This is a genomic window from Rhodococcus (subgen. Prescottella) equi (assembly GCF_003013675.1).
Classification (GTDB): Bacteria; Actinomycetota; Actinomycetes; order Mycobacteriales; family Mycobacteriaceae; genus Prescottella; species Prescottella equi.
The window spans coordinates 4,635,657-4,652,965 of sequence record NZ_CP027793.1; the positions used below are offsets into that span (position 1 = coordinate 4,635,657).

A 17,309-nucleotide genomic window follows, 5' to 3' on the forward strand; every position below is an offset into this window, starting at 1 on the left:
GGACCTCCCGATCCGGGAGGGCCCCTCGGCCTTCGTGACCTCAGCGGCTGAACGCGCCCTCGAGCCGGTTTCGCGAACCCGGGTGGATCAACCTGGCCGCACTCACCAGTCCGTGTTCGGACCAGGTCCGGCGACGGATGAGCAGGCACGGCTCGCCGCGGTCGATCTGCAGCAGGCGGCACTCCTCGGGGCTGGCGAGGACGGCTTCGACGACGTGCTCGCCGCGCACGAGCGGTGCCACGCGGCTGAGGTAGTCGTTGGGCGTGATCGTGGTGAAGTCCTGGTCGAGGTAGTCGGGTGCCTCGGCCGGGTTCACCAGGCGATCCTCCACCTGGATCGGCTTGTCGTCCTCGTAGTGCACGAGAACGGAGTGGAAGACTCTGGCCCCGACGGCATCCCGGAGGAACGCCTGCGAGTGGTCGGTCTCCTCCTCGCGGACGAAGATCACCTCGGTGCGGTGCCGATGGCCCCGCTCCTGGATCTCGTCCGCGATGTTCTTCACCTCGAACAGCGGCGACGGAGTCTTGGTGCTGGCGACGAAGGTGCCGATCCCCATCATCCGAATGATCAGGCCTTCGCCCGTCAGCTCCCGCAGTGCCCGGTTGATCGTCATACGGGACAGGCCGAGTGCGGCCACGAACTGGTTCTCGGACGGCAGCTGATCGCCTTCCGCCCAACGGCCCGAACGGATCTGCTCCGCGACCAGCTTCTTGACCCGCTCGTAGGCAGGCACGGACTCGCCACCGGCCTCGCCGAAGAGCGCGGCCAGTTCCGCGTCGACGTCAACCACTGCCATCCGCTGCCCCTGCATCTAGTGAAGTCCCACCGATTCGGCCCTCGACTCGGCCCACGAAGTCTACCGACCGGTGCGCTGCCGAAACGGCATGCCTGGTCATCGGCTCATCGACACGGGCGCCTCGTCGGCCGGGTCGATCCGGTACGTCCTGGCCCGCTCGAGCACCGCCTCGGCCGCCCGCAGGCGCGGAAGGTAGCTGCCGTCGATGCTTCCGCTGCGGTGCTCGAGAAGATCCCTGGCGCCGCGCACCTGCGCCGGGCTCGGCGCGAACTCGGTGTTGATCGTGCGCACGTGGTCCGGCTTCACACACAGCATGCCGCCCAACCCTGTCGTGAGGGAGCGGCGGCAGTAGTCGCGCAGCCCGCTCACGTCGGGGGCGAGGGAGGGACCGTCGATCGGCGCGGGGAGCCCGGCCGATCGACTGGCCAGCACGAGGTGCGCCCGAGCCCCCATCACCGTCGCCGAATCGTCGGTGGCCGCGGTGTCGTGTCGAAAGTCGCCGCTACCGAACGCCAAGCGGGTCAACGAGTTCGACCGCGCGATCGACACCGCCTCGAGAATCCCGGTCGCCGACTCGATCAGGGCGATCAGACCGCCGCCGAAGTCCCCCAGCGCAGCCGCGGTCGCGTCGACCTGGGCGGCCGACTCCGCCTGGGCGAGCACGACCCCGAGGATCCCCGGGCACCGAGCCGCGAACTCGAGGTCGACGCTCCAGTCCGCGGTGGTGGCCGCGTTCACCCGGATCCACGCCCGCCCGCCCCGGCTCGCCCACGCGTGGACCTCGTCGCGGGCACGCGCTCGATCCTCGGGCGCGACCCCGTCCTCGAGATCGAGGACGACGGCGTCGGGGCCGCACCGACGGATCGTGTCGTCGAGGTCGTGCGTGCGGGTGCCGGGCACCAACAGCCACGAACGGGCGTCGCGCGGCGCGATCGCCACGGCAGGCTCACCGGTGTTGCGGGAGTTGACGATAGTGATGACTTTTCCTTTCGTGGATGAAGAACGGACCGGGGGTGCGGATCAGCCGACCATGCGGCGCAACTGCCGGGACGCGACGGACAGTGCCGCCAGGTCCCGCTGACCGGACGCGGAGATCTCGGCGAGGGAATTTCGGGCCCGGCGCAGGCGGGACGCGTTGCGCTCCTCCCAGTCCGCGATCATCCGGTCGGTGTCGTCGCCGGGAGTCGCGTGGGCGAGGACGTCCAGCGTCAGTGCCCGCGCGCTGTCGTACAGCTCGTCGCGCAACGCCAGCCGGGCGAGGGCATCCCAGCGGCTCGTCTTGCCGAGCGCCGAGACCCCGTTGAGCAGGGGAACCAGGCCGACGCGTTCACACAACCGGAAGTACAGCTCCCCGGCCACGGTCAGGTCGCATTCCGCGAGGTCCGCGATCTCGACGACGTCGAGCAGCCCGAACCGGTCGAGGGCCAGCTCCACCTCCCGAACCAGGTCCTCGGGCGCGCCCCGCTCCGCGATCGCGCGCGTGCGGTCCCGGAGGTTGGTGCGGTCGGCACCCACCAGCCACTCCTCGAGATGCGCCGACGCGTCCTCGATCGGCCCGCGGAACCGTGCGACCTCCGCTCCCACCGCGAGGGGCTGCGGCCGCCGGTGCAGCATCCAGCGCGACGCCCGGTCGAGCAGCCGCCGGGTGACGAGGACCAGCTCGTCGGCGACCTCGCTCGGCACGTCGGCAGCCGCGATCCGCGACCACAGCGCGGGGAGCCCGAACACGTCGCTGACCACGCTGAACGCCCGGACCGCGTCGTCCGCGGTGGCGCCCACCTCCTCGGCGAGCCGGAACACGTAGGAGATGCCGCCGCGATCGACGACGTCGTTGGTCAGTGCCGTCGCGACGATCTCGCGCCGCAGCGGGTGCCGGTCGACGGCCGCCTCGTGGTCCCGGCGCAGCGGCGTCGGGAAGTACCCGCGCAGGACCGGCAGGAACACGTCGTGGTCGACCAGGTCGCCGGCCAGCAGCGCGCCTTTCAGATCGAGCTTGACGTGCGCCATCAGCGTCGCCAGTTCGGGCGCCGACAGGCCCGCGCCCGCCGCCCGCAACGTGCCGATCGCCTTGGCGTCGGGCAGCACGTCGAGGGCACGGTCGACGGCGCCCGCCGCCTCCAGCGCCGAGATCAGCCGGCCGTGCACCCCGATCATCTCGGACGCATCGGCGAGCGCGGTGCCCATCAGCTCGTTCTGGGAGACGTTGTCCGCCAACACCAGCGCGGCCACCTCGTCGGTCATCTCGGCCAGCAGCCGCGGCCGCGCCCCCGGCGTCAGACCGCCCGCACCCACGAGGTCGTCGAGCAGGATCTTGATGTTCACCTCGTGATCGGAGCAGTCCACCCCGGCCGAGTTGTCGAGTGCGTCGGTGCCCACGCGTCCGCCCGTGCGGGCGAACTCGATCCGCGCGGCCTGCGTCAGACCGAGGTTGCCGCCCTCACCGATCACGCGGGCCCGCACGTCGCACCCGTCCACGCGCACAGCATCGTTCGCCTTGTCGCCGGCGTCGGCATGCGATTCGGTCGACGCCTTGACGTAGGTGCCGATGCCACCGTTCCACAGCAGGTCGACCGGGGCGCGCAGGATCGCGCGGATCAGCTCGGGTGGCGTCAGCTCCGTGACGTCGCCGGCGAGTCCGAGCACCCGCCGCGCCTGCTCACTGATCGGGACGGACTTCGTCGTCCGGTCCCACACGCCGCCGCCCGTGCTGACGAGGGACCGGTCGTAGTCGGCCCACGACGAGCGCGGCAGTGCGAACAGTCGCTCCCGCTCCGCGTACGACGTCGCGGGGTCCGGATCAGGGTCCAGGAAGACGTGCCGGTGGTCGAACGCCGCGACGAGGCGAATGTGCTTACTGCACAACATCCCGTTGCCGAACACGTCACCGCTCATGTCCCCGATGCCGGCGACCGTGACGTCCTCGTTCTGGCAGTCGACACCCAGTTCGCGGAACCGGCGCTTGACGCTCTCCCACGCACCGCGAGCGGTGATGCCCATCGCCTTGTGGTCGTAGCCGACCGATCCACCGGACGCGAAGGCGTCGCCGAGCCAGAAGTCGTACTCGGCGGCGACCTCGTTGGCGATGTCGGAGAACGACGCGGTGCCCTTGTCCGCCGCCACCACCAGGTACGTGTCGTCCCCGTCGTGGCGGACGACTCCCGACGCCGGCACCACGGCTCCGGTGCTGCGATCGATGTTGTCCGTCAGGTCCAGCAGACCGCGAATGAACATGCGGTATCCGGCAATTCCCGCTTCGCGGAGTGCCGCGCGGTCGGCGTCGGCGTCGCCGGTGGGCACCGGGGGCCGGCGCAGCACGAAGCCGCCCTTGGCGCCGACCGGCACGATCACGGCGTTCTTGACCGCCTGCGCCTTGACCAGGCCGAGCACCTCGGTGCGGAAGTCCTCACGCCGATCCGACCAGCGCAGACCGCCGCGTGCCACCGACCCGAAACGCATGTGCACGCCTGCCACGACCGGAGAGTAGACGAAGATCTCGTGCCGGGGCCGGGGCTCGGGCAGCTCCCCGATGTTCCGTGAATCGAGCTTCAGTGCCAGCGTTTCCCGCGCCGGGGCGGCGAAGTGGTTGGTGCGCACGGTGTTGCGGACCACGCCCAGCAGCGCCCGGAAGATGCGGTCCTCGTCGAGTCCCAGCACCGCCTCGATCAGCGTCGACGCTGCGGCGACGGATTCCGCGCCGCGGCCGTCGGAGGATGCGGACGGATCGGAGCGGGGATCGAAACGCGCGGAGAAGTACTCGACCAGTGCGGCCGCGATCTCCGGATGCCGGCACAGCGCGTCGGCCACATAGGCACTGCTGTAGGGGAATCCGGCCTGCCTCAGGAACTCCGCGTACGCGCGCAGCACGGTGACCTCCCGCCAGTGCAGACCCGCGCGCGCCACCAGTTCGTTCAGGCGGTCCGCCTCGGCCACGCCCTGCCACAACGCCTGGACGGCGCCCCCGAAGCGCTCGGCGAACTCGTCGAATCCGTCTTCCGGCGCGATCGTGTACCGAACGGTGAATTCGTAGATCCAGCACGGCATTCCGTCAGGAGAGGCGAGCGCGTAGGGGCGCTCGTCGAGCACCTCGACGCCCAGGCTCTGCAGCAGCGGCATGAGATCCCCGAGCGACGCGGGACGCCCGCCGACGTACAGCGACAGGCGGTGGGTACCGCGCGCGGTCGCGTCGGGAACGATCCGAACGTCGACCGCACCGTCGGACAGTTGACCGAGGATGGCAAGGTCGACGCGCGCGCGGTCGGGACGGATGTCCTGCTTGTAACCGGCGGGCAGGTCCGCGACGAACGCGGCGAGGCGCTCGCGCGCGGCAGGGTCGGCGCCGGCGAGCAGGCGCTCGTCCCAGCTGCGGAAGATTCGGGCGAGAGCATCGTCGATCTCGCTGGGGTTCGGGGTCGGATCGGGGTGGGTGGAGACGCTGTTCATCTGGGAACCTTCCGCCGGGTGCCACGCTGCACCCGGCTGGTCGTCGTGTCCGTTCATCGGGGCCGTACATCTCGCGACATCAGGGGCGGGACTTCAGGGTGCCCCTTGACATCAGCTTGTATAGACAGGAATATACAAGTCATAGTTGCAGAACGTGAGCCAGCGCACAACAGCTAGACCCACCCGGATTCGGGCGACAACGGCGTCGCACCGGAACCACTCGACACCCCCGCGCCCTCACCGCCCGATTAGCTAGGAGTTACCCGATGGACATCACCTCACCCGGCCACGAGGCCCGCCCGGTCAGCGCCCCCCGCGGCTCCGAGCTGAACACCCTCGGGTGGCAGCAGGAGGGCGCACTGCGCATGCTCATGAACAACCTCGACCCCGAGGTTGCCGAGCACCCCGACAACCTGGTCGTCTACGGCGGCACCGGCCGCGCCGCCCGCAGCTGGGCCGCGTTCGACGCGATGGTCGCCACCCTGAAGACCCTGAAGAACGACGAGACCATGCTGGTGCAGTCCGGCAAGCCGGTCGGCGTCTTCCGCACCAACGAGTGGGCACCGCGCGTGCTGCTCGCCAACTCCAACCTCGTCGGCGACTGGGCCAACTGGGAGCAGTTCCGCAAGCTCGAGGCCGAGGGCCTGATGATGTACGGCCAGATGACGGCCGGTTCCTGGATCTACATCGGCACCCAGGGCATCCTGCAGGGCACGTACGAGACCTTCGGCGCGATCGCCCGCAAGCGCTTCGACGGCACCCTGGCCGGCACCATCACCCTCACCGCCGGCATGGGCGGCATGGGCGGTGCGCAGCCGCTGGCCGTCACCATGAACGACGGTGTCGCGATCTGCGTCGACTGCGACGTCACCCGCATCGACCGCCGCATCGCGCACAAGTACCTCGACACCAAGGCCGACAGCATCGAGCACGCGCTGCAGCTGGCCACCGAGGCCCGTGACGCCCGCAAGCCGCTGTCGATCGGCCTCGTCGGCAACGCCGCGGAGATCTTCCCGGCACTGCTGGCCATGGACGCCCCCATCGACATCGTCACCGACCAGACGTCGGCACACGACCCGCTGTCGTACCTGCCGCTCGGCGTCGACTTCGCCGACATGAAGGCGCTCGCCGCCAAGGACCCGGAGCACTTCACCGAGGAGTCCCGCAAGTCGATGGCCGCGCACGTCGAGGCGATGGTCGGCTTCATGGACAAGGGCGCCGAGGTCTTCGACTACGGCAACTCCATCCGCGACGAGGCCCGCAAGGCCGGCTACGACCGCGCCTTCGAGTTCCCCGGCTTCGTCCCGGCGTACATCCGCCCGCTGTTCGAGGAGGGCCTCGGCCCGTTCCGCTGGGCCGCGCTGTCCGGCGACCCCAAGGACATCGCCGCGACCGACAAGGCGATCCTCGAGCTCTTCCCCGAGAACGAGCACCTCAAGCGGTGGATCGAGATGGCCGGCGAGAAGGTTGCCTTCGAGGGCCTGCCCGCCCGCATCTGCTGGCTCGGCTACGGCGAGCGCCACAAGGCCGGCCTGAAGTTCAACGAGATGGTCGCCAGCGGCGAGCTGTCCGCGCCGATCGCCATCGGCCGTGACCACCTCGACTCCGGCTCCGTCGCCTCGCCGTACCGCGAGACCGAGGCCATGAAGGACGGCTCGGACGCGATCGCCGACTGGCCGCTGCTCAACGCCCTCGTCAACACCGCGTCGGGCGCCTCCTGGGTGTCGATCCACCACGGCGGCGGCGTCGGCATGGGCCGCTCGATCCACGCCGGCCAGGTGTGCATCGCCGACGGCTCCGAGCTGGCCGCGAAGAAGATCGAGGCCGTGCTCACCAACGACCCGGGCATGGGCGTCATCCGGCACGTGGACGCGGGCTACGAGCACGCGATCGACACCGCGCGCGAGCGTGGCGTGCGTATCCCGATGAGCGAGAACAACTGACCGGGAACGAGTGATCTCGACCCACTGATCCACCCACCGGTACGGACTCACGACGACCAGCGTGAGCCCGTACCGGTGGCGCTGACGTCGGCTCGGTGACGAGCGAACGACGTCGACCCCCGACGAGCGGCAACGCGCAGGACGATCCCCCCTGCGCGTTGCCGCTCGTCGTCGTTTCCGGGGTCGGAGGGACGGGACCTACTGCCTCTGGACAAACGCAGCGGCGGGATGCGATAGTCATCGCATGCCACTAGATGGCAATTGACTTCCACTAGATGAAATCTAGCGATTCCCCCTCTCGTTCCTCCAGGAGTTACCCGTGACCGCTCAGCCGCTCGACGACACCCTCGACCTGACCGAATTCCGCAGCACCGTGCGCGCTTTCGCGAACGCGGAGATCCTGCCCGGCGCCGCCGAGCGCGACGAGTCCAAGGAATTCCCCGCGCGCCTGATGCGCCGACTGGCCGAGCAGGACCTCATGGGCATCTCCGTCCCGGAGGAGTTCGGCGGCCTCGGCCTGTCGACCCGCGCCCAGCTGGTTGCCGTCGAGGAGGTCGCGCGCGCCGACGCCGCACTCGCGTCCATCTACACCGCCCACTACCTGGGCCTCGAGCCGATCCTCGTGGGCGGCACCGAGGAGCAGAAGAAGCGCTGGCTGCCCGGACTGGCCTCCGGCGAGGTCCTCGCAGGCTTCGCACTCACCGAGCCCGACGCCGGTTCCGACATCGCGTCGATGCGTACCGTGGCACGCCGCGAGGACGACGGCTGGCACCTGTCCGGCTCCAAGACCTTCATCTCCAACGCCCGCGAGGCCGACCTCGTCGTGCTGTTCGCCAAGACCGACCCCTCCGCCGGCTTCCGTGGCATCACCGCGTTCGCGGTGCCCAAGGGCACGCCCGGCATCAGCTACTCCGAGCCGCAGGACAAGATGGGCATCCGCTCGGCGCCCACCTACACCGTCTACCTCGACGACGTGGTCCTCCCGCACGACGCCGTGATCGGCACCGAGGGCCGCGGCGGCAACATCGCGCTCACCGCCCTCAACCGCGCCCGCATCGACGTCGCCGCGATGGCCAACGGAATCGCGCTGCGCGCTTGGGAACTCGGTCGTGAATACGCTTCCGAGCGCAAGCAGTTCGGGCACCCCATCTTCGAGTTCCAGGCCATCCAGCTGCTGCTGGGCGAGTGCGACGCCAAGCTCGTCGCCTCGCGCGTCACGGCCGACTGGGCGTCCGACGTCAAGGACGCGGGCCAGGACCTGCGCCGCGCCGCCTCGATCTCGAAGTACGTGGCCACCGAGGCCTGCTTCTCGATCGTCGACCAGGTCGTCCAGATCCACGGCGGCGCCGGGTTCATGCGCGAGTCCGAGATCGAGCGTCTCTACCGCGACTGCCGGATCCTGCGCATCTTCGAGGGCACCTCGCAGATCCAGCTGCTGACCATCGCGGGCAACGCCCCGTCGATCCGGTCCACCGAGTACTGAGAACGACTGGGAGACAACATTATGACCGCGCTTCCCCCGCTCGACGGCGTCCGCGTCGTCGACCTGTCCCGCGTGCTGGCGGGCCCGTTCTGCACCGCACTGCTCGCCGATGCCGGCGCCGACGTCGTGAAGATCGAGTCGAAGGCCGGCGAGGACTCGCGCCACCTCGGGCCGTTCCGCGACGGCGAGAGCATCTACTTCAACGTCCTCAACCGTGGCAAGCGCTCGATCGCGCTCGACCTCAAGGACCCCGAGGACCGAGAAGCGTTGCTGCAGTTGATCGAGGGCGCCGACGTCGTCGTCGAGAACTTCCGTCCCGGCGTCACCACCCGGCTCGGGATCGACTACGAGGCAGCCAAGGCACGCAACCCGAAGATCGTCTACGCGTCGATCTCCGGCTTCGGCCAGCAGGGCCCGATGGCGGGCGCCGCGGCCTACGACCTGGTGGTCCAGGCGCTCTCCGGCGTCATGAGCATCACCGGCACCGAGGAGTCCGGCCCCACCCGACTGGGCGAGTCGTTCGGCGACACCATCACCGGCGTCTTCGCTGCGTGGGGCATCAGCACCGCACTGCTGGCGGCCCGCACCACCGGCGAGGGCCAGCACCTCGACGTCGCGATGTTCGACAGCATGCTCGCGATGCTGCCCACCGCGCACAGCCAACTGCAGGCGTCCGGCGAGACCCCCAAGCGGGTCGGCAACCGGCACCCCGTGTCGACCCCGTTCGACACCTACCGCGCCGACGACGGCCTGTTCGTGCTCGCGATCGCCAGCGAAAAGGGCTTCCAGACGCTGGCCCGCACGATGGGTCGCGAGGAACTGATCACCGATCCCCGGTTCACCGAGGACGCGCTGCGCACCGAGAACGAACCCGCGCTCCGCAAGGAGATCGAGTCGTGGGCGGCCGGCCGCACGGTCACCGAGGTCCTCGATCTGCTCGACGCAGCCGGACTGGCCGGCTCCGAGGTGTGGAACGTCCAGCAGGCACTCGGCTCGGACCAGGCCGGATACCGCGGCGTCGTAGAGACGTTCGAGCATCCCAAGGCCGGCCCGGTGTCGTACGTCCGGCAGCCCGTCGTCTTCGGCGACAGTGCGCGCCCGGCGGTGCGACGCAGCCCGCTCCTCGACGAGCACCACGACGAGATTCTCGGCGAGGCCCGCTCGCGATAGATTCTCGGGCGTCGACCGATCGGTCGACACCCTCGGCATGGGAGACACGCATGGCCCCCGGTGACGTGACGCGCAGTGTCAGTCGCACCTTCGAACTGCTCGGCGCGATCATCGAGCACGGCGGACTGACCCTCGCCGACGCCGCGAAGACCACCGACCTCGCGACCAGCACGGCGCTGCGGCTCATCCGCAGCCTCGAGCAGACCGAGTTCGTGCTCCGCGGCGAGGACAACGTCTACCGGGTGGGCCCACGGCTGCTGCAGATCGGTGCGAAAGCGATCGCCGACAACCAGTTGCTCCTGCGGGCGCAGCCCGCCATGGCCGAGATCGCCGAGATCACCCGGGAGTCGACGTACCTGTCGGCTCCCGGGCCCCGCGGCACGGCGCTGTACATGGGGCAGATCGAGGGCACCCACGCGATCCGGCACATGGGGTGGGTCGGCCAGACCGTCCCCCTCGTCGGAACCGCGGTGGGCGCGGCCCTGCTCGGCGAGGTGGGCTCCGACGGCTACGCCATCGCCCACGACACCATCGAGGACCACTCCACCGGCGTCGCCGCTCCGATCTACGACGCGATCGGCCGGATCGTGGGGGCACTGAGCGTCGTCGGGCCGACGTTCCGGCTCGACGACGACGTCTGCGCCCGGCACGGGCAGGTCCTCGTCGAGCGCTGCGCGCGACTGTCGGCCGAACTGGGACGCACGGTCTCGTCGTAGAACTCACGGTCTCGTCGTAGAAGTTTGGCACCGCAGTCTCGTATCCGAGACAATTGCGCGGCACGCCGGCCAGGACAATGGCGCGGCACGCCGGCCGTTCGGGCCGGGATCGGAAGGGGACGTTCGATGTCGACGAGCCGGGTCAAGTCCGCGGAGCGGGTACTCGACGTGCTCGACCTGCTCGCCCGGCGAGGAGTGCCGATGGCCGCGACCGAGATCGCGAGTGCTCTCGACCTGCCCAAGAGCACGACGCACCACCTGCTCAACGTGATGCGAGACCGGCGGTTCGTCTCCTACTGGCCCGATCAGCGGGCCTGGACGCTCGGAGTGTCCGCATTCGAGGTGGGCGCGTCGTACATGCGGTCCGGGCCGCTGCACCGCGAGGGGCAGCGCCACATGGTCGCGCTCACGAAGGCCGCGGACGAGACCTCGCACCTCGCGGTCCTGCAGGGCACCGACGTGATCTACCTGGACAAGCGCGAGCCGCTCAAGCCCGGCGTGCGTCTGGTGACCGAGGTCGGTACCCGGCTGCCCGCTCACCTGACGGCGGTCGGACGCGCGATCCTCGCACGCCTCGACCCCGAGCAGCTCAGCGCCCTGTACGCCGGATACACCTGGCCCACCCGCACCGGCGAGGGGCCGACGTCCCTCGACGACCTGCGCGCCCTGTCGAAGGCCGATCGGGAACTGGGGTACTCGGTGGAGCACGACTCGACCACCAACGGCGTCACGTGCATCGCGAGCCCGGTCGTCACCCGGGACGGACGTCCTGTCGCCGCGCTCGGTGTCGCATACCTGACGGGCGCGCGCAGCGATGCCGAGACCACCGAGCTGGCCCGGCTCGTCACGGACGCGGCCGCGCACTTCTCGGACAGCCTGAGCGACCGCATGATCGAGGAGTCCCTGGAGGCCTGAGCGCTCCGAGCCTCCCGAGCCTGACCGCCGATTCGACCGACACCCGCCTTCCCCTTGTCTTACATACGAGACTATGGTCTCGTATACGAGACACAATCTTCACGGCCGCCGCGTTCGCCGGGCCGTACCTTTCCTTCGGAGTCCCCCATGACGCTCACCACCCAATCCACCGATCTCGTCGAGGTCGGCCTCGGACCCGTCACGATCCAGGACGTCGTCGACGTCGCACGCCGCGGCCACGGGGTCCGCCTCACCGACGACGCCCTCGCCGAGATCGCGCGCTCGCGGGCGCGCATCGAGGACCTCGCCGCCGACCCCCGCCCGGTGTACGGCGTGTCGACCGGCTTCGGCGCGCTCGCCACCCGGCACATCCCGCAGGAGATGCGAACCCAGTTGCAGCGCAGCCTGGTCCGCTCGCACGCGGCGGGATCCGGTCCCGAGGTGGAGCGCGAGGTCGTCCGTGCGCTGATGCTGTTGCGCCTGTCCACGCTCGCCACGGGACGCACGGGTGTGCGGCCCGAGGTGGCGCAGGCGTACGCCGACCTGCTGACGGCGGGGATCACGCCGGTGGTCCACGAGTTCGGCAGCCTCGGTTGCTCGGGTGATCTGGCGCCGCTCGCGCACGTCGCGCTCGCGGTGACCGGTGAGGGCACTGTCCGTACCGCCGACGGACGGCTGTCGGGTGCCGCCGACGCCCTCGCGGAACACGGCCTGAGCCCGGTGGTCCTCGCCGAGAAGGAGGGGCTGGCCCTCATCAACGGCACCGACGGCATGCTCGGCCAGCTCGCGCTCGCCGTCACCGATCTCGATCATCTGCTCAAGCTCGCCGACATCGCGGCCGCGATGAGCGTCGAGGGCCTGCTCGGCACCGACCGGGTGTTCGCGGCGGACCTGCAGGCGCTGCGACCGCACCCCGGTCAGGCCGCGGCCGCCGCCAACATGGCTCGGCTGCTGGCCGATTCGCCGATCGTCGCGAGCCACGCCGGCCCCGAGGACACCCGCGTGCAGGACGCCTACTCGCTGCGCTGCGCACCGCAGGTGGCCGGTGGTGCGCGTGACACCGTCGAGCACGCCCGTACGGTCGCCAACCGTGAACTCGCTTCCGCCGTCGACAATCCCGTCGTCACGCTCGACGGCCGAGTGGAATCCAACGGCAACTTCCACGGCGCGCCGGTGGCGTACGTCCTCGATTTCCTCGCGATCGTCGCGGCCGACGTCGCGAGCATCAGCGAGCGCCGGACGGACCGGTTCCTCGACGTCGCCCGCAACCACGGACTGCCGCCCTTCCTCGCCGACGACCCGGGTGTGGACAGCGGCCTGATGATCGCGCAGTACACGCAGGCCGCGATCGTCTCCGAACTCAAGCGGCTGGCGGCGCCGGCGAGCGTCGACTCCATTCCGTCGTCGGCGATGCAGGAGGATCATGTGTCGATGGGCTGGTCGGGCGCCCGCAAGCTCCGCCGCGCCGTGGACGGACTCACCCGCGTCCTCGCGATCGAGATTCTCACCGCCGCACGAGGAATCGATCTGCGTTCCCCGCTGCAGCCCGCGCCGGGGACGGGTGCGGTGGTCCGCGCCGTGCGTGAGCAGGTGGCCGGGCCGGGCACCGATCGGTTCCTCGCACCGGAGATCGAGCAGGTGGTGACGTTGGCCGCCTCCGGCGCGCTGGTCGCCGCCGCCGAGCACGAGATCGGTGCCCTGCAGTGACCCGGACGATCGCGCTGCCCCGGGCCCGGCCCGAGATCGATGCGCTGCCCGCCTATTCGAAGGCGTCCGGCGCCGCGACGGTCCGCTGGCGGGCGTCGAGCAACGAATCCACGATCGCCCCCTCCCCAGCCGTCGTCGAGGCGATCGCCCGCGCGGGCGAGCACGGGCACCTGTATCCGACGCTGTTCGCGGACGACCTCGTCGCGGCACTCGCCGAGCGGTTGTCCGTTCCGGCCGACGCGGTGCTCACCGGTGCAGGTTCCCTGGCACTGCTGCAACAGGTCCTCACGGCGTACACGGGTCCGGGCACCGAGGTGGTGCACGCGTGGCGCAGCTACGAGGCGTATCCGATTCTCGTCGGGATCGCCGGTGCCACAGCCGTTCCGGTACCACTGGACGCCCAGCACCGGCACGACGTCGACGCCATGATCGCCGCGGTGACGCCCCGCACCCGCGCGGTACTGGTGTGCAACCCGAACAATCCGACGGGCACCGAACTCACCGAGGCCGAGGTGCGTCGACTGCTGGACGGCGTGCCGTCGCACGTCCTGGTGATCCTCGACGAGGCGTACCGCGAATTCGCCGAGGAACAGGTCGACGGCGTGGAACTGCTGCGCGAGTACCCGAACGTCGTGGTGCTGCGGACGTTCTCGAAGGCGTACGGCCTGGCGGGCCTACGCGTGGGCTACGCGATCGCCGACTCCGCCGTCGCCGCTCCCCTGCACGCCGCCGCCCCGCCGTTCGGCCTCAGTTCGGTCGCCGAGGCCGCGGCGTGCGCCGCGCTCACCGACGCCGGGCACACCGACCGGATCGTCGAGTCGGTGCGGGACGGTCGCCGGCACCTGCGCTCCGGGCTGGCCGACAGGGGCATCCGAACCCCCACCAGCGGAGGCAACTTCGTGTGGATCCCGATCGGAGACCGCGCAGCGGAACTCGAAGCGGCCTGCGTCGCGCACGGGGTGTCCGTGCGCGCCTTCGCGGGCGAGGGCGTGCGCGTGACCGTCGGAAACCGGGACGCCGAGGACGCGGTGCTCGCCGCAGTCGACCACTTCACCGCTCAGCCGGCCGGCTGAACACCACGATCCGACCGATACGAGGAAACCCGATGTCTCTCAACGCCCTCGCCGACGCGCTCGGCTCGAGCCGGCTCGTCACCGATCCCGACGTCATGGACGCCTACACCCGGGACGAGGCGCACCTGGCCGTTCCCGGCCTGCCCCTGGCCGTGCTCGTCGCGGACTCCACCGAGGACGTTGCGGCAGCCCTGAAATGGGCCACGGAGCACAAGGTTCCGGTGGTGCCGCGCGGCGCAGGCAGCGGACTGGCCGGCGGCGCCACCGCGATCGACGGCTGCCTGGTGGTGTCCACCGCGGCCATGCGCGACATCGTCGAGCTGAATCCCGCGGATCAACTGGCGGTGGTGCAGGCCGGTGTCGTCAACGCCGATCTCGACCGGGCGGCCGCCGAGCACGGCCTGATGTACGCGCCCGATCCGAGCAGCTTCCAGATTTCCACGATCGGCGGCAACATCGCCACCAACGCGGGCGGGCTGCGCTGCGTCAAGTACGGCGTCACGCGGGACTCCGTCCTGGGCCTCGAGGTGGTGCTGGCCGACGGCCGCATCCTCCACACCGGCCACCGCACCGTCAAGGGCGTCGCGGGCTACGACCTCACCGGGCTCCTCGTCGGCTCCGAGGGAACGCTCGGCATCGTCACCGGCGCGACCGTGCGCCTGCGGCCGCGGCCGTCCCGGGAACCCGCGACGATCGTCGGCAGCTTCCCGTCGCTGCGGGCCGCCGCGGACGCAGTCGCCGCGGTGGTGCGCGCGGGGATCGGACCGAGCCTGCTCGAACTGATCGACCGGGCGACGCTCGTCGCGATCGACGAGTGGAAGCGCATCGGTCTCGAGGCCGGCACCGAGGCGATGCTCATCGCACAGGCCGACGGCCCCGATGCCGACGAGGCCGCCGCCGCGATCGAACGGTTGTTCTCCGAGGCGGGTGCCGACTTCGTCGCGCTCTCCCAGGATCCCGCCGAGTCGGCCCAGTTGCTCGAGATTCGTCGGCTCGCGTACCCGGCGGCCGAACGCCTCGGACAGTGCCTGGTCGAGGACGTGGGGGTGCCACGCTCCCGGCTGCCGGAGATGGTCGAGTCGATCGAGGAGATCTCGCGCCGGAACGACGTCACGGTGATGACGGTCGCGCACGCGGGCGACGGCAACGTGCACCCCACGTTCGTGTTCGACCGCCGCGCCGACGGGTCGGTCCCGGACGCCGTCTGGACCGCCGCCGACGAGGTGTTCCGGCGCGCGCTCGAGCTGGGTGGCACCCTTACAGGTGAGCACGGCGTCGGGGTGTTGAAACGACGCTGGATGGCGCTCGAAGTGGGAGAGACAGGTTTGGACATCCATCGCGCGGTGAAGGCCGCGTTCGATCCGCTCGGTCTGATGAATCCCGGGAAGGGCTTCTGACCGGTTACCAGGACAAACAATCCGGATACAAACCTGGATGTTGACAGGCCTGTATATACAGGCCTATACATTTCCCATCGGCATGGCGTGATCCAGCGCACAAGCATCGAAGAAGGTGGGCATCACCCCCGGAAGTCGACCCCGCCGCAGGGTGCGGTCACCGCAGAAAGAGCAGACCCAATGACACACGACGACGGCAGCACTTCCGAGGTGCTCCTCACCCCGGAGCGGCGCACCATCGACGTCGTTCCCGACGACGAGCGCCACGGCACGCCCCGTAGCCAGTTCACGCTGTGGTTCGGCGCGAACATGCAGATCACCGCGATCGTGGACGGCGCCCTCGCGGTCGTCTTCGGCGCCGACGCCCTGTGGGCCATCATCGGCCTGCTGATCGGCAACGTCTTCGGCGGCGCCGTGATGGCCCTCCACTCGGCGCAGGGCCCCCGCATGGGCCTGCCGCAGATGATCTCGAGCCGCGCCCAGTTCGGCGTCAAGGGCGCGGTCATCCCGCTCGTGCTCGTGATCCTGATGTACCTCGGCTTCGCCGCCACCGGCACGGTCCTGGCGGGCCAGGCCGTGAACAAGGTCCTCGGCCTCGACAGCGCCTGGATCGGCATCGTGATCTTCGGATTGCTCACCGCGTTCGTCGCCGTCACCGGCTACAAGCTGATCCACATCGTCGGCAAGATCGCGACCGTCGTCGGCATCGTCGGCTTCACGTACCTGGCGATCCGCCTGTTCCTCGAGTACGACGTGCTCGACTACGTCGGCATCGTCGACTTCGACTTCGTGACCTTCCTGCTCGCGATCTCGCTCGGCGCCGGCTGGCAGCTGACCTTCGGCCCGTACGTCGCCGACTACTCCCGCTACCTGCCCCGCGAGACCAGCGAGCGCACCACATTCTGGTCGACCTTCCTCGGCAGCGTCATCGGATCGCAGTGGTCGATGACCTTCGGCGCCCTCGTCGCGGCCGTCGCCGGCGACGCCTTCCTCGGCAACCAGGTCGGCTTCATGGGCGACCTCGCCGGGCCCGCGATCATCGCGTTCCTGATCTACCTGGTGATCGTGACCGGCAAGCTGACGGTCAACGTCCTCAACGCGTACGGCGGCTTCATGTCGATCCTCACCACCGTCACCGCGTTCGACGGCCGTTCACAGATCTCGACCAAGGCCCGCTCGTTCTACATCCTCGGCTTCACCGTCATCTCGATGTTCATCGCGATCGCCGCGAGCGCCGACTTCCTGGACAACTTCAAGAACTTCGTCCTGGTGCTGCTGATGGTGTTCACCCCGTGGAGTGCGATCAACCTGATCGACTACTACCTGATCTCGAAGGAACGCATCGACATCCCGGCGCTGTACGACCCCAAGGGCCGCTACGGAGCCTGGAACGCCCCGGCCCTGATCGTCTACGCGATCGGCGTGCTCGCCCAGATCCCGTTCCTCGCGCAGAAGATGTACACGGGCCCGATCACCGACATGCTCGGCGGCGCGGACATCTCGTGGATCGTCGGCATCGTGCTCACCGGCGCGATCTACTACCCGGTCGCCAAGCGGACCAACAACCCGCCGGCCGAGATGATCTACCCCGCCCACACCTCGATGGTCGACAGCCGGGTCTGACCCCGGCCACCCGATCACTGATCCACCCCTCGAACAAAAGTCACCT

12 protein-coding genes are annotated in these 17,309 nt (G+C 69.8%); 9 read left to right on the top strand and 3 right to left on the bottom strand.

Annotation, left to right across the window (positions count from 1 at the left end; all coding sequences use genetic code 11):
- Positions 1–40 precede the first annotated feature (40 nt).
- From hutC to C7H75_RS21580, 3 genes are all read right to left on the bottom strand, one after another.
- Entirely contained in the window at positions 41–796 is a 756-nt protein-coding gene (hutC, locus tag C7H75_RS21570) for a histidine utilization transcriptional repressor HutC (RefSeq protein ID WP_013417294.1), read from the bottom strand.
- Positions 797–892: 96 nt separating this feature from the next.
- Positions 893–1,735: an HpcH/HpaI aldolase/citrate lyase family protein gene (locus tag C7H75_RS21575; protein ID WP_106851811.1), complete on the bottom strand. Its 843-nt coding sequence runs from the start codon at positions 1,733–1,735 to the stop codon at positions 893–895.
- Positions 1,736–1,816: 81 nt separating this feature from the next.
- Positions 1,817–5,236, bottom strand: coding sequence for an NAD-glutamate dehydrogenase domain-containing protein (locus C7H75_RS21580; protein ID WP_106852055.1), 3,420 nt, complete (start codon positions 5,234–5,236; stop codon positions 1,817–1,819).
- Between the two features lie 266 nt (positions 5,237–5,502).
- Here C7H75_RS21580 and hutU point away from each other — a divergent pair, with 266 nt between their 5' ends.
- The 9 genes from hutU (at position 5,503) to C7H75_RS21625 (ending at position 17,263) form a co-directional block, all read left to right on the top strand.
- Positions 5,503–7,179, top strand: coding sequence for a urocanate hydratase (gene hutU / locus C7H75_RS21585; protein ID WP_022598093.1), 1,677 nt, complete (start codon positions 5,503–5,505; stop codon positions 7,177–7,179).
- Between the two features lie 319 nt (positions 7,180–7,498).
- Entirely contained in the window at positions 7,499–8,662 is a 1,164-nt protein-coding gene (locus C7H75_RS21590) for an acyl-CoA dehydrogenase family protein (protein ID WP_005517413.1), read from the top strand.
- A 21-nt stretch (positions 8,663–8,683) separates the two neighbouring features.
- Entirely contained in the window at positions 8,684–9,832 is a 1,149-nt protein-coding gene (locus tag C7H75_RS21595) for a CaiB/BaiF CoA transferase family protein (RefSeq protein WP_022598094.1), read from the top strand.
- A 50-nt stretch (positions 9,833–9,882) separates the two neighbouring features.
- On the top strand, positions 9,883–10,548 hold the full coding sequence (locus C7H75_RS21600) for an IclR family transcriptional regulator (protein WP_005517411.1): 666 nt from the start codon (positions 9,883–9,885) through the stop codon (positions 10,546–10,548).
- Positions 10,549–10,674: 126 nt separating this feature from the next.
- Complete coding sequence (locus tag C7H75_RS21605; protein ID WP_005517410.1) at positions 10,675–11,463, top strand: IclR family transcriptional regulator; 789 nt, start codon at positions 10,675–10,677, stop codon at positions 11,461–11,463.
- 147 nt (positions 11,464–11,610) lie between these two features.
- The gene (gene hutH, locus C7H75_RS21610; RefSeq protein ID WP_106851812.1) at positions 11,611–13,170 is read left to right on the top strand and encodes a histidine ammonia-lyase; all 1,560 of its coding nucleotides are present in this window, start codon (positions 11,611–11,613) and stop codon (positions 13,168–13,170) included.
- Positions 13,167–14,243: a histidinol-phosphate transaminase gene (locus tag C7H75_RS21615; RefSeq protein ID WP_106851813.1), complete on the top strand. Its 1,077-nt coding sequence runs from the start codon at positions 13,167–13,169 to the stop codon at positions 14,241–14,243. Before hutH ends, C7H75_RS21615 begins: the two co-directional genes overlap by 4 nt.
- 32 nt (positions 14,244–14,275) lie before the next feature.
- Positions 14,276–15,640 carry an FAD-binding oxidoreductase gene (locus C7H75_RS21620; RefSeq protein ID WP_106851814.1) on the top strand — a complete coding sequence of 455 codons (1,365 nt, stop codon included), beginning with the start codon at positions 14,276–14,278 and terminating at the stop codon, positions 15,638–15,640.
- 180 nt (positions 15,641–15,820) lie between these two features.
- Positions 15,821–17,263 carry a purine-cytosine permease family protein gene (locus C7H75_RS21625; RefSeq protein ID WP_081121202.1) on the top strand — a complete coding sequence of 481 codons (1,443 nt, stop codon included), beginning with the start codon at positions 15,821–15,823 and terminating at the stop codon, positions 17,261–17,263.
- The last annotated feature ends 46 nt before the right edge of the window (positions 17,264–17,309 follow it).